At 42.9% G+C, this 13,385-nt stretch carries 13 protein-coding genes and 1 pseudogene; 13 read left to right on the top strand and 1 reads right to left on the bottom strand.

Features of this window, described 5'->3' with window-relative positions; translation table 11 throughout:
• The first annotated feature begins 330 nt into the window (after positions 1–330).
• On the top strand, positions 331–1,374 hold the full coding sequence (locus tag FE783_RS36705) for an Ldh family oxidoreductase (RefSeq protein ID WP_138884361.1): 1,044 nt from the start codon (positions 331–333) through the stop codon (positions 1,372–1,374).
• Positions 1,375–1,492: 118 nt separating this feature from the next.
• Here the strand turns inward: FE783_RS36705 and FE783_RS36700 are convergent.
• Positions 1,493–2,700: pseudogene (locus FE783_RS36700) on the bottom strand (IS110 family RNA-guided transposase).
• 431 nt (positions 2,701–3,131) lie between these two features.
• On the opposite strand from FE783_RS36700, the gene FE783_RS36695 reads away from it, so the two are divergent.
• From FE783_RS36695 to FE783_RS36645, 12 genes are all read left to right on the top strand, one after another.
• On the top strand, positions 3,132–3,614 hold the full coding sequence (locus tag FE783_RS36695; protein WP_138884360.1) for a DUF2975 domain-containing protein: 483 nt from the start codon (positions 3,132–3,134) through the stop codon (positions 3,612–3,614).
• Positions 3,615–3,624: 10 nt separating this feature from the next.
• Positions 3,625–3,840: a helix-turn-helix domain-containing protein gene (locus tag FE783_RS36690; protein ID WP_138884359.1), complete on the top strand. Its 216-nt coding sequence runs from the start codon at positions 3,625–3,627 to the stop codon at positions 3,838–3,840.
• A gap of 17 nt (positions 3,841–3,857) precedes the next feature.
• Entirely contained in the window at positions 3,858–5,099 is a 1,242-nt protein-coding gene (locus tag FE783_RS36685; RefSeq protein WP_138884358.1) for a DUF4153 domain-containing protein, read from the top strand.
• A 330-nt stretch (positions 5,100–5,429) separates the two neighbouring features.
• Positions 5,430–5,951, top strand: coding sequence for a ribonuclease FAU-1 family protein (locus FE783_RS36680; RefSeq protein WP_158302250.1), 522 nt, complete (start codon positions 5,430–5,432; stop codon positions 5,949–5,951).
• A gap of 1,097 nt (positions 5,952–7,048) precedes the next feature.
• Entirely contained in the window at positions 7,049–7,423 is a 375-nt protein-coding gene (locus FE783_RS36675) for a hypothetical protein (RefSeq protein WP_138884356.1), read from the top strand.
• A 231-nt stretch (positions 7,424–7,654) separates the two neighbouring features.
• Positions 7,655–8,641: a phosphotransferase enzyme family protein gene (locus FE783_RS36670; protein ID WP_138884355.1), complete on the top strand. Its 987-nt coding sequence runs from the start codon at positions 7,655–7,657 to the stop codon at positions 8,639–8,641.
• Positions 8,642–8,892: 251 nt separating this feature from the next.
• Positions 8,893–9,249, top strand: a complete 357-nt coding sequence (locus tag FE783_RS36665; RefSeq protein ID WP_138884354.1) for a VOC family protein — start codon at positions 8,893–8,895, stop codon at positions 9,247–9,249.
• Between the two features lie 358 nt (positions 9,250–9,607).
• Positions 9,608–10,270 (top strand): hypothetical protein, encoded by a 663-nt coding sequence (locus FE783_RS36660; RefSeq protein WP_138884353.1) that lies wholly within the window; start codon positions 9,608–9,610, stop codon positions 10,268–10,270.
• A gap of 154 nt (positions 10,271–10,424) precedes the next feature.
• Positions 10,425–10,595, top strand: coding sequence for a hypothetical protein (locus FE783_RS37830; protein WP_158302249.1), 171 nt, complete (start codon positions 10,425–10,427; stop codon positions 10,593–10,595).
• A complete protein-coding gene (locus FE783_RS36655) occupies positions 10,583–11,101 on the top strand; it encodes a hypothetical protein (RefSeq protein ID WP_138884352.1) in 519 nt (172 codons plus the stop codon). Before FE783_RS37830 ends, FE783_RS36655 begins: the two co-directional genes overlap by 13 nt.
• Positions 11,102–11,107: 6 nt before the next feature.
• Positions 11,108–11,422 carry a hypothetical protein gene (locus FE783_RS36650; protein ID WP_138884351.1) on the top strand — a complete coding sequence of 105 codons (315 nt, stop codon included), beginning with the start codon at positions 11,108–11,110 and terminating at the stop codon, positions 11,420–11,422.
• Between the two features lie 34 nt (positions 11,423–11,456).
• A complete protein-coding gene (locus tag FE783_RS36645; RefSeq protein WP_138884350.1) occupies positions 11,457–12,782 on the top strand; it encodes an ABC transporter substrate-binding protein in 1,326 nt (441 codons plus the stop codon).
• Positions 12,783–13,385: the final 603 nt, after the last annotated feature.

Raw genomic sequence — 13,385 nt, 5'->3', positions numbered from 1 at the left:
TCCCCTTCTGTACAATTTTGTTCCTGTGAGGCTGTGTCTATTAAAACTCCCCCTCAACGAAATCGTAAGAAAACAAGAGGAAATTGGAGATATGCATTTATTCATAGAGGGAGGATAGTGAGTGACAGTACTTTTGAGATATCGAGGGACGGGCAAAAAAGTTGAGCTACAGTATCCATCGGTAACTTCAACTCGTTAGAGTAGTAACAAATTGAAAGAATGTTTAAAGATAAGTGTTGCATGCATCTGAGTGGAAGGATATAATTGGAAAAATTATATTCAGAAAGATGTTCGATTGTACTTTGAAAAAGGGAAAGGAGTGGAACTAAAATGCCTGAGTCCATAAAAATAAGTATTTCTGAGATGACTCATTGGTGTAAGAGTATTCTACGTCAATGGGTGGAAGATGACTATGTTGTAAACACGTGGACAGAAATACAAATCAATCGTGATATTATTGGAGATTTTCCAAGAGGTACTGCACGGCTCGAATCAATTATTGATAGAATTAGTAGTGGAATTGTGAGTAAGCAATTGGAAGTCACAACGGAGCATATTACACCAATTTCAGCTCGTGTTTTTTCTACTTATAGAAATTGGCCTGATGAAGTCGCCAGGAAAGGTGCGTCACTTGCATCATCCCTAGCTGATACGTATGGAATTGGGATCGTCGCGGTGCCTAAACCGAACATCATTGGGGAAGGATTAAAACCGATTTTATCAGCAAACCAAATAGGGTTAATAATAACGCAAAACAACCCATTACTGAATAAAGGCATTACCGATCTAAATGTTATTGGTAATAATCCGCTTGCAATATGTGCACCAGGCACCCCGCCCTTTTTATTTGACGGTTCTTTAAGTACTCATGATATTCGTCACTCAGCGGTCGGGCTAAAAGAATATGCTGACCAATATGGAATACTTCCTCCTGGAATCGTACAAGATGCAAATGGTGAGGCATCTCAAGACTTAAATATATTGTATAAGATTCTCGAAGGAGATCGGAGTAGCGGATCTTTTCCGCCCTTGGGTGGAACTAAAGGTCTTTGGTTAGCAATGGGTATGGAGTTTATTGCAGGTGCATTAACTGGGGGATTTTTTGGAAATGCACCAGGTAAACCCTGGGGAGAAGGGGCTATAATATTTGCATTTGACTCAAAATTATTTAACTCAGCTCATACGATCAAACAAATTCAAGATTATTTGAAGCAGTTTAAGACCTATCCAGGATATCATTCTTTTGAAATAAGTAATCAAGTAATGAGCAGGGGATGGATTGAATATCCCAAGAGTCAACTAGATTCAATTATTCGTGTCAGCAACAGATCAGGTATCAATATGAATTTCGAATCATTACGCTATACCAGCTAATAGCTTGTCAAGATTCCCATCAAAATAAAAATGAATCATGTGGTATAGTTAAATAAGGGCACACCAAATAACCCTCCAATCCCATTCATTTTGGAAGGTTATACCAATAATGTTTTTGTTAAACTGGACGGAATGCCTTTTTACTTTTCAAGATTGAGTGTAGCCAATTAACCAGCTTATTTGCGCATGCGACCAAAGCCACTTTATGCGGCTTACCTTCGGCTCTCTTACGATCGTAAAACTCCTTGAGTCTCATATTGCGGGAGCGGATAAGTCCGCACTGGACAGTCAAACCAGGGCGTAACGAAGCTGCCGAGAACCACGTTTGGTGATTCGATTTCGGGTTGCCGTAAACTTACCAGAAGTGAAGACACTCGGATCAATGCCTGCAAAGGCGACCAGTTTTTTAGGATGATCAAATCGGTCGATTTCTCCAATTTCTGATAAAATTGTTGCCGCAATTTTATGGCCAATGCCGGGAATCGACTGGATTAAATCATATTCTTCGATTTCTTCAGCCAGAGCATCTATGTTCTGTTCCAACTCAGCAAGATGCTCCTGGTACTGAAGAATGAGGGTGATGAGAATATTTAAATTGATCAAGTGGCTAGCATACATCGTCTGCTCGAAGGGGTTTTGTTTTGCCGCCTCTAACAGCCGCTTTACTCGTTCGTTAATCCACTCATCTGAACGTCCTCGTCTTGAGGAAAGCAGCTCTTTGATTTTGGCATGAAGCGTTTCTTCGTCCGTTCGCAAGATTGAATATGAGGTTGGAAACGACTTTAAAAACCGTAATGAAACGCCTGAATACATAGCCCCGAAGACACCTTTGTACGCAGGGAAGACCTGATCCAAAACAGCTTGGAACTGCAGTTTAGTCTGGACACACATCTTCGAAAGAGACTCATATTGTCTTGTTAGATAGCGCAGATTAAGCAGTTGTACACCTCTTTTCTTAAAAGGTTCAAACTCTTCTTTGTAGTACAACTCTCCCAAAAGATAAGCATCAGCAGCATCCGTCTTCACTTTACGAAGATTGGACTTTCGAAGCCGATTTGAGATGAGCGGATTAATGACAATGTATAGATAGTGATGCTCCTCAAGGAACTGAACAACAGGGCTTTGGTAATGCCCAGTTGCTTCTAGAATAAGCAAAGGGCGTTGTTTGGACGCATGCTCGACATCCTGAACAGTTTGAAGCAGTTTTGCCAGACCTTCCCGAGTATGCTCGAATTGAAACGTCCCTCTGTACGGTTTTCCACGATCTAAAAAGGCTTGTCCATGGCTTTCTTCTTTAGAAATATCTAGTCCGATAACGGGATTCATCAAACTCCTCCATGATGTAAATTTACCGGCAGCCCCTATATGGGTCTTCTTGTCGTTCCACAGCATCGCTTGTTATACGGGATCTCGCGTCCCAACCAGCCTCAAACATGGTCATGACAAGTAGGGGTGAACATTATAGCGCTCGGGATCAAGTCCCACGGGCACGAACGTTCGACCCGGCTACCTACAATCGTCGACCCAAAATGAAAAAGGATCAACCAGCAAGAACTGGTTTATCTCATAATACGAACGGGTACGATAGTGAAGGAGCTTGCCTCATGGCAGCTCTTTTTTAGTTCGTAAAAGTAACGGACAGGTTATCTCGAGTCGCAAAACAACAACAATGTATTTAAAAACGGTAACGATATATTGCAAAACGATAATTCGTGTGCTAATGTCATATTAATTAAACGAGAAGCGAGGGGCTTTTTATGAAACAAGGAACAACGCTTTTTTTAAAGGCAGCCGTCATTCTTATTGGAATCCCGGTTCTTGCATTGTGCATATTTTGGGTGCCTGAGATCGCGAATTATGCAACGGAACTGTATCCGGATATGACTTACATGAAACATCTCGTTTTCATCGACTTGTACGCATCGGCGATTCCTTTTTACATTGCGCTATATCAAGCAATTAAACTTTTAGGCTATATCGACTATAACAAAGCGTTCTCGGATTTTTCCGTATTAGCATTAAAGCATATCAAAAACTGCGCAATCGCAATCAGTATCTTGTATGCAGCCGGCATGCCGATCTTCTATCTCATGGCGGAGAAAGACGATGCCCCGGGGATCATCTTAATCGGAATGGTCGTGATTTTTGCCTCCATGGTGATCGCCGTTTTCGCTGCCGTTCTCCAAAGACTTATAAAAGAGGCTATCGATATAAGATCAGAAAATGATTTGACGGTCTGAGGTGAATAACATGGCGATTATTATCAATATTGACGTGATGCTGGCTAAGAGGAAAATGAGCGTTACGGAGCTTTCGGAGAGGGTTGGCATAACGATGGCCAATCTTTCCATATTGAAAAACGGAAAGGCCAAAGCGATTCGAGTATCCACTTTAGAGGCGATTTGCAAAGCTTTGGATTGTCAGCCGGGAGACATTTTAGAATACAAAGGCGACGATGTCGGTTAGAGGAGGTACAACCAGCCATGAACAATTCGATTATTGAAAATATCGCCAATCCCCACGAGCTGGAGAGAATGTTTAGAAAGGAACCCGAAGCCTTTAAAAAGTCGTTCACCTACGCCTGGGAACAACACCCTGATTCGAAGATTCTTGCCGTTTGGTATGAAAGATTGCATTTTAAGGAGAAAGCGAATACAGAAAAAGCTAATTTGTTTCAAAAAGATTTCTTGTCCATGGGCATTTTAGCCATTTTGGCTGGGTTATGTACCAGGATCCTTTTCCATTTTACTGAACAGGAAGAAATAGCTCCGATCAACCTTGTTTATGGCGTACTTCCCTTTATTGCCGCCTATTTTGTTTTCAATAATACTCCTTCTAAAAAGATTTTTTACACCCTTGCTTCCTTATTCCTAATCTCCGGAGTTTACATGAATTTGCTGCCGATGGAGCAAAACGACAGTATTATTTTGACGTATATACACCTCCCCATCTTCTTATGGGTATTATCGGGGCTTGCATTTACAGGAAATGAATATGGCAAGGGCAACGCAAGATTAGCCTATCTTAAACTGAACGGGGAATTTTGCATCCTCTATGCCAGCATGGCCATCAGCGGAATGCTGCTAACGGTTTTAACGATGCAGTTATTTAAATTCGTCGGCATGGATATATCTGAGTTTTATTTTAAAAATGTCGTTTCATTCGGTGCTGCCGCTCTCGCGATCGTGGCAACCTACCTGGTATCGAAGAACCTTAAACTTGCTAAAAGTATAGCGCCCTATATCGCCAAAATTTTCAGTCCTCTCGTGTTGGCCACATTGTTGGCGTATCTTATTACGGTGTTAGGGGTCGGGAAAAATCCGTTCTTGGACCGCGATTTCCTCTTATCCTTCAACGGAATACTTCTCAGCGTATTGGCCGTCACCATATTCTCGATTACCGAAAGCGGCTTAGTCGAGAAAAAGAGTATTTCGGATTATATCAATTTTGCACTCCTCGTTCTTGCTCTCATCATTGACGGCATAGCTTTATCGGCTATCGTGTTCAGGCTTTCTTCTTATGGGATTACGCCAAACAGACTTGCCGTCTTAGGCATAAACATCCTTATCTTGGCTAATCTCATTTGGATAATGCTCGCTTATATGCGTTTTCTGCAAAACAAAACCGGTCCTTCGACCATCCAAGATGCCGTTACTAAGTATTTGCCGGTTTACGGGCTTTGGGCAGCTTTTGTTACGTTTACTTTTCCATTGATTTTCAACTAACGGAGACGATTGCGGATGAGCTTGCCAAGCGGCGGCTCCTCTTTCATTTTGTTGAAGTAACGGGCAGATTTGCTCAACTCACTGGAAGGAATTTGAAATCATTTGATGAATTATGAATAGGTGATTTTTGTTCTCGTGGTGGTGCATTTACCATTGAAGATGATCGGTATACTTGACATGGTTATTAGTCCTAAATATGAAATGGGCAATATAGGGTGGGTAAAATACTTGGACATTGGAGGATTCTATATGAGCTAATCACTTTATCTCCCGGGGGAACATATTGTGCTGCGTCGGGTATGGCGAAACCATATCTATCGGGTCACGACTATGACCGTCGTACAGGATACCTCTGACATCATCATCCTTTACTTGGGTCCGGGTTACCCAATCAAGTCCACGAAAAACCCACTCAAAGCTTCGTCAGTACAATCATTCGAGCTGCAAGACAGTACGTGGGGTGGGGGGATAAAGCATTTGCTTATGTTTGTTTCGCCGGGTGCTGCCCACGCTCTATACGCTATGAAGAATGAGGAGTATAAATTAACAGGCTGGGACATCAATCTACAAGAACCGATTATCCGAACTGCCTTTGGCTTTGATACTACGGATTATTTGCTCGACATTACCCTCCCACCCGATCGGTCTGAATGGAAATGGAAAGATGAAGCAGACTTCGAGGAAGCCGTTGCAACTGGTAAGATTTCATTGGAGCAGGCTCGTCACATTCGACAAGAAGGAGAACTGGCGGTAAAGCAGGTGCAGGAAGGCACGTCCACATTTTACGACGTTTGGGAGAATTGGTTGCCCCCGAAAGAATGGCGGATTCCTGAGCTACTACAGTGGAGGTGATACTTTTATGGATTAGTTGATGACCTTTGTTTTGTGATCTTGCTGAATGTACTTCACCGTTTCCTCTTTGAACTCTTTGTTATACCGTTGACGTTGATTTCCCATATGACACACTCCGCTCCCCATAGTACTTTTATTATGGTTCGTCCAACTCGGTGTGTCCACTTCCAAGTCTAAAGCCAGTTTGGAGCTTATTTGAACGTCTGCACCTCGCCGGGCTCGAATAGCTCCAGTTTTTCGCCGTTCAGCTTTCTCGTCTCCGTTATTGAATAATTAATCCTTTAATTTGCTTGCAACTTTTCCGATATAATTCCATATAAGTGTTCCAATATTCTCAACAGGAGTTGAGTAATGAATACTGGGAGCAAAAACGTGAAAATGAAAGATTTGCTTGGGTGGCTACGACCTTCACATTCCATATTCCTGTATTTTCAATATTGGTCGGTGATTACTTTAACTAATGGTGGTGGGGAGGAGGAACGGCATTATTAATTGGCTTGGCTATACCACTCCGATTCACAAAGATTGCCATATTGGGTATTCTTACTTTGGCTAGCGGATATCTTGGCTTCCTCATCGGTCAACATGAATTTGAAGATTTAGGAGCGTCCGTCGTCTTAACAGTAGTCGGACTTCTCATTTGTGCATTCTTCACCGTGCCATCCATTAAAATATTTTTGGATTTACCACCAAGAAAATAATTGGGTTAGAATTCACCTGCTAATCCTTAAACCATCCATAGCCCTTACGGGGGCCAAATCTCCAAGACGCTGCCGCCGTAACTCCTCCTCGGCTTGCGCTTCCGCCTGTTTCCGCTCGTATTCTTGCCAATCGGTTTCATCGGACCAGAATCGATCTTCGTATCTCTGCCGGTATACTTCTATCCAGTGTTACATTTCATCCTCGTGTGTCTGGATTCTGTTGTGACAAGTTCCGCATAACCGCAGACCGTCCGTCTAGACTCCGCGCCCCCGTCCGCCTCGTGGCATTACATGGCGAGTGGTCGTGTCCCGCGCTTTCCGGCAGCTTTGGCACACTTCTCTTCGCGATTAGCTCCTTAACCACCTTGGAAGGAAACTCTCCACGATCCGCGCCGGATGGTCGGTCCTGATGGTGGGCAAGTATTTTTTGCCGCCATAGAGCCGGTTCTTGCTTTGGTTTCTTGTGCTGCTGGGGGCTATTCCGCCGCGGCTCCCTTTGCGTCTTCTCGGGCTTTGGGAACATCATGCCCGTTTCCTCCGCACCTTGCATGGTGGAAGGATGAAGGCGATGTGGCGCATCGATTCGAAGTCGACAAGGCGAAGCCGCGGATCGAAATATTACTCTATCCTGCAGATCAGTATGAATTGATATTTTCCGTCCAACCCACATGGGTGGAGTTCGCGACGCAGGGATGGGATAGAGTTCTTGTCAAAATTGAATGCCAAGAACTTTACCCCATTACCGAAATTGACAAGAACTTGATCTCATAACCGACAAAGCAATCCGATGAATCAAATCGTCTATAACAGTTTCTTCCGATAACGGGCAGCATAGTTCAATTTACTAGCAAGTATTTGATCTAAAAATTAGAACATTTCATGCTAAATAATATATTATTCATATCGTTATATGTGGCTTAGAATAACTTATGGGGAGAAATCCCAGATAAAAATCACAATTATTGATTAGGGTAAAACAAGGAAGTCAATTATTATGACGAGCTGCTTAGTCAATACTTTCGAACCCCATGGGAGTTAAATGAAGTTTCGTTTGGGTTAATAAACTCTACGCGAATTGTGAGGAACGAATCGGGAAAGTACGTTTCAAGAATTAGTGATCCTCATTTTAAAGACCGAAATAAAATGCAGTATGAGTACGAGTTAATCCAAAGTTTGAATCAACAAGAAATTCCCTTCATGATCCCTTCTTTTGAACCGACATTGTCTGGGCTTCCATATCTAGAGCTGAGCAATAGGACATTTGGGCGTGTTTCGCATTACATTCATGGGAATATTCCTACGATTAGAAACGCTCATCATGTATTTGAAATGGGGAAAACATGTGGATTATTACTCGACGCCTTCTCAAGAGTAAACATTACGTCTCCCGCATCTTTAGTACCCTTTTATGACTACTACCGTCTACACCCTTTGGTTTCGAAATCAACAGTTGAGTCATTCATAAAATCTCCGCCGTTTACATGTGACCGTACGGAAATGGATTTTGTATTAAATTCGGTAAATGAGTTGGAAACTTTACTGCCCCCTTTCTCAAACCTGCCAATGCAAATCATTCATCACGATTTACTCTTAACCAACTTTCTAATTGATGAAGAGGGTAAGATATCTGGAATCCTTGATTTCGATTTTGCATCGTGGGATTGGCGGATAATTGAACTAGCTAATTGCCTACAACAATACATTGGACCGAAAGATGATTTATTCAATATCAAACTAATCGAAAATTTCTTGTCAGGAATGAGTACCACAAAAGCAAGATTCACAATTGATGAGATTTATGCTATTCCAGCACTGACGAAATTACTGTATATCGTTCGGCTCGTATTAAGGTTAGGGAAGTATTTATCTGGATTTGACAATATAGATTTACTTCAAGTAACCATTCAACAATATTTATTTAAAACAAGATGGGTAGAAAATCATAAACAAGAACTAATCTACCTGTGCAAAAAATATGTTGTTAGTTAATGGGGGGAATCGTTCAACTAAACGGGTACGATAGTTGAAGTGCCAATCGCTGAACTAACTTAGTACGGTAGTTAGATTACCAGAAAGGCCGTCGTTTATTTCAATGGCCTTTTGGAACGTTCAGACAGAAATCTGCCAAACACTTTACTGAATGTCATTTCTGTTTACTCGCGAACGAATGTTCGATACAATAACTGGGGAAAACAGTATATTTGTGGTATTAAAGTTGATCAGGAGAAGGAGACGATCGGATGATAACTGGATATTCAGTCGTGTTTGTACCAACGAAGGATGTTGAGGAATCAAAGCGTTGGTATGAGAAAAACCTTGGTTTTGAATGGGATCAATTTATTATGAAGGTTCCAAATGGCGCTCCATTATTTTTTGTGGAATCTAATGATAATTGGAATTTTAAAGATGTAAATGGGAATGAGATTGCGATTATATCTTTTCGAGTAGACGACGCTGAAAAATTACATAGTGCTCTGTCAAATAATAACGTGATTGTTGAAGATCAGGTACGAACCAATGGAATAGGAAAAGAATTTTGCTTTAAGGATCCAAGTGGTAATCTATTAATGGCAACTCAACGAATGTTATGTGAGTAAAGTCTTCCACTAACGGAGAACGATAGCTGAATAAACACCAGAACGAGCTGCTGATACCTAGGTGGACGGAATCGAAAGTCGTATCGCAAAATAAAGTTTGGATGAATTGACAATGAAGCAGGAACAGAATACTATATCATTATGCTATGGTTATACCATCTTATCGTTTTTTTTATTTGAAAACGTTTCCGCGATACGATTGAAAACGAGGACGGTGGTGTAAAATGTTGACGGCACATTTTGTCGGAAAGTAGGATCGATAAAGCTGGAAGTAAAGGTCTGACCATATTATTTAAAAAGATTGCTAAATTTTCATTATTATCGTACTTGTGTGTTCATTGTACAGGGGGATAAGGAAATGATTGAACGAATTTTTCAACGCACCGACGGCTACATCGAGGTCAGCTTGCAGCCGGATAAAAAATATATTGCTTGTCAAATGTTGTACAGTGTAGGAGCCGATTCGGAGCGATCCGATTGGAAACCGGCAAGCGTATACCCGACGTTGGATGATGAATTTGTTTTTAACGGCTGTGATTACATTTGGAATGAAGCGCAATCGAGCGGCACCGTACGTTTATGCGAAACGAAACAAAACGCAATATGGTGGAATCCGTATATCAATATCGGTTCGATTCAGGCGGAAGTGCAAATCAAAGTATCGTTTATTACCGTTGATGGCGATTACGAGGATACCGGCTCCGTATCGGTCGAAAGCGGAGGCATCTTGTACTTGTACGACTGGCCGCAATATTTGGGGGAAGCAGGTTCAGCCAATCCTCAGCCTGGCGAGCAAAAGTGGGCGATTAGCGGTCAAGGTCGCGGTTCGTTCATATGGATGAAGCATAAGGAACAACTCCCGTCGATTCAAGTACCTCTTCCTGCAAACGGTACATACGCCATATACTTTGGGATGAAAAATTCGGGCATCCATTTTTTAGCCCGCATAAACGATGAGCCTTTCACTCGTCTAATCACAAGCGGAACGACCGATTGTTTGAACTTCAGCAACTATCAGTGAAAACAAAATAAGGAAGTATTCTGGAAAAGGCAAAAGCTGCAAAGAGGATTTTTGGAAATAGCAGTTATGCAGGACAGTGTTCTCCGAGATCGCGATTTTGGCCGGATATCCTACATTAAACTGGTGCCGTGCGGAGCGGAAACAACCGATTCGAATGTTAGCGCAAAAGAAAGCGTTTCACAACAGCCGTATACCGGAGCTGATTCTTTATTACGAGCCTTACAGCTATGCGCTGCACGGATTTCACGATGCGAAATCGATGAACGAAATTATGCTGGAAGAGTTTTTGCGCATGAATCCGCATGAAATCACTTGCCAGACGTAAGGGTCGGAGCAAGGTCGCTGCATTGGAGTCGCATCGTAGAACGGGTAAACCAGTCGGCTACGGACGATTTCAATCAAGTGAACGAAGATTCGATGAAGCTGGGCACGCAATGCGATATTTTGCTGGAATCGAGCCAATATATGCGCGACGTTGCTCCAAATACTCGATTCACCGCCAATGTTGGTATGAATCGGCCTTATTTATGGAATCCGAGACTATCCGATGCGTTTACGAATGAGCACCGCGATTATGTGAAAAATGGCGATTTCGATTATGCGATTCCGGAAGTTCGCGCCTATGCCAAATCGATTTTGCATGAAATTATTGTAAACTATGACATCGATGGGCTCGTGCTCGATTACATGAGAAATTACTTGAACCAATCGGTAGACAGCCTGACCGATTTATGCCGGGACGTAAAGCGCTGGCTGGATGAAAAAGGGCGGAAAACAGGCAAATCGTTGGAGCTGAAAGTCCGTATTCCCTCCGAGCAAATCGTGTACTAAAAGGCGATGAAGCAGTGCGCGACCGAACGTCTTGTCGACGGCATTATACCGTCCAATCATGTTACCGCTGACCCGGTTCCGCCGGTCGAACATTACCAGCATATATGCAAAGGAACAGGGGTCAAAGTGTACGGCTGTATCGATGGATGGAGATGGATATTGGGACACCATGCCAAAACGGGCGTACTGCGAATGGCTCATTCGCCGGAAAGTATAAATCGGTACATCGATCACTACACTCGGCTTGGAGTTGACGGCATATTTGTTTACCAAGGCGATCAAGTGACGGGCAATCCGTATTTGTTCAATCTGTTTCGTTAATCATAATTACCACTTTATACGGGGGGATTTGCAAATGATAAGAAGAAAAGTTGCAGCGGTATCGGTATTGAGCTCCATGATCGCGCTGTCAGCATGCGGCGGCAATGCGGCGCAAACGGAATCGAATAAGCAGGAGCCGAGCGGCGCTGTCGTCGATGTACAAAAGCTGATCGATACGCCGACCGAGCTGAACGTAACGTATCCAGGCGCTACCGAAGAAATGTTTAATCAAAGGTTCGGCGACCAGCTTCGCAAAAAATTTCCGAAATATACGTTTAGATTTATTAAGTCGGACGGCAACACGTTTAAAGATTTGATCGCTACGAATCAGCCGATCGACATTTTGTTTTCGTCTTCAACCGGGATGGCCGTTTATTTGTTGGATTATAAGCTGCAAAGCGATATCAGCGATCTAGTGAAAAAATACAAGTACGACCTGTCCGGAATTCAGCAGGCGCCGATCGATTTGCAGAAGCAGATCGGAAACGGGGCGGTTTACGGCCTCCCTTGGACGATGGGGACGCTTATATCGATTTACAATAAGGATTTGTTCGATAAATTCGGCGTCGCATATCCGAAAAAAGGGATAACGTGGGACGAATTATATGACGTAACCCGGCAAATGTCGCGTACGGACGCCGGTATCCAGTATCGCGGACTGACGATGGCGTTCGATCATATGATGGGCTTGAACCAGTTGGAAGCGGCGTATTACGATCCGTCTACGTTTAAAGCGAAATATACCGACGATACGTTCAAGAAAGTGTTCGATAACGTGGCGAGATTTTGGAAGCTGCCTGGCAATGAGCCGCCTAGCGGCAAATATAGTTTAGCTCAACTGCGGGATTTGTTCAATAAAATGCAAACTACAGCGATTCATCTAGACGTTTCCGGCTATGCGCAAATAGCCTCGACAACGATGAACACGTGGGACCTTACAACATTCCCGGTATTTAAAGATAAACCGACGCAAGGAGCTTCCATACTTCCCGATTTCGCTTTCATCACGAATAAAAGCACAAACCGCGACGCTGCCTTCCAAGCAATTGCTTACCTCACCTCGAATGAATATCAGCAATGGATGGCGAGCACATTGATGTTTTTGCCGATATTGGCCAAACCGGAACAAGCGATGAAAACGTTTGGCGACCATATCCCGGGCGTAAAGGGCAAAAACGTACAGGCGATCGTAGCGAATCCGTTTGCTAAAATGCAGCCGTTTACACCTTACTATTCGCTCTCCGCAGCCGAAATGACCACGGCCGTCAACGAATATATAGGAGGCAAAGATACGAACACCGTTTTGAGAGAAGCGGCCGAGCGGGTGGACAAAAAAATCGCCGAGCAGCGCGCGAAATAATGCAGGGCGAATCCAGGCAGCTTGAAGTGCAAAAAAGAGTCTTCGACCGTGCAGGACGGTTGAAGTTTCTTTTTTTGCTAACAGTAAGCTTCGCGCTTTCTTTATCAGCTATAATGATAGTGTCGCACAATACGTTGTTCCTGCTAAAAAAGTTGCTGAGCGATATAACTTTCCGCGATATTTGTCGTATACGATTGTCCCAAAGAGTAATTGCTTCTAGTTTGTGTTGTACGATTCAACTCCCTCGATATGATTAGATTCCTCACGCAAGCTCGTGTGTTCGCAGGATTTCATTCTCCACGGTAATGTTTTCAATGAGTTGATTTTGTTTATCTTGTGACTTAAATTTCATAGTAGAATGACCTCCTGATGTGGGATTTTAAGGGCTATAGACCTGTTGCGTACTGATCGTACAGAGGCGCTCTTTTTTATACAAACACCAATTATTCGTTCCACAGAAATTCTAACGGTATGTTTGTTGAAATAAACCAGCTAATAGTTGTCAACATTTTTCTTATAAAAGTAGCTGAGGTTGATGCTATACTAATAACTGTGCATACCAAATAACCCTCCATTCTTGACTGGAAGGTTTTTCTAGTTCGT

Origin of the sequence: Paenibacillus mesophilus (assembly GCF_005938385.1) — a bacterium.
Classification (GTDB): domain Bacteria; phylum Bacillota; class Bacilli; order Paenibacillales; family NBRC-103111; genus Paenibacillus_AB; species Paenibacillus_AB mesophilus.
The sequence above is the reverse complement of the archived record's forward strand: the minus strand, read 5'-3'. Positions and strand labels throughout refer to the sequence as shown.

Coding starts and splice junctions, on each gene's coding strand:
- FE783_RS36705 (WP_138884361.1), top strand. CDS start 331: ATGCCTGAGTCCATAAAAATAAGTATTTCTGAGATGACTCATTGGTGT.
- FE783_RS36695 (WP_138884360.1), top strand. CDS start 3,132: ATGAAACAAGGAACAACGCTTTTTTTAAAGGCAGCCGTCATTCTTATT.
- FE783_RS36690 (WP_138884359.1), top strand. CDS start 3,625: ATGGCGATTATTATCAATATTGACGTGATGCTGGCTAAGAGGAAAATG.
- FE783_RS36685 (WP_138884358.1), top strand. CDS start 3,858: ATGAACAATTCGATTATTGAAAATATCGCCAATCCCCACGAGCTGGAG.
- FE783_RS36680 (WP_158302250.1), top strand. CDS start 5,430: ATGACCGTCGTACAGGATACCTCTGACATCATCATCCTTTACTTGGGT.
- FE783_RS36675 (WP_138884356.1), top strand. CDS start 7,049: ATGGTCGGTCCTGATGGTGGGCAAGTATTTTTTGCCGCCATAGAGCCG.
- FE783_RS36665 (WP_138884354.1), top strand. CDS start 8,893: ATGATAACTGGATATTCAGTCGTGTTTGTACCAACGAAGGATGTTGAG.
- FE783_RS36660 (WP_138884353.1), top strand. CDS start 9,608: ATGATTGAACGAATTTTTCAACGCACCGACGGCTACATCGAGGTCAGC.
- FE783_RS37830 (WP_158302249.1), top strand. CDS start 10,425: ATGTTAGCGCAAAAGAAAGCGTTTCACAACAGCCGTATACCGGAGCTG.
- FE783_RS36650 (WP_138884351.1), top strand. CDS start 11,108: ATGAAGCAGTGCGCGACCGAACGTCTTGTCGACGGCATTATACCGTCC.
- FE783_RS36645 (WP_138884350.1), top strand. CDS start 11,457: ATGATAAGAAGAAAAGTTGCAGCGGTATCGGTATTGAGCTCCATGATC.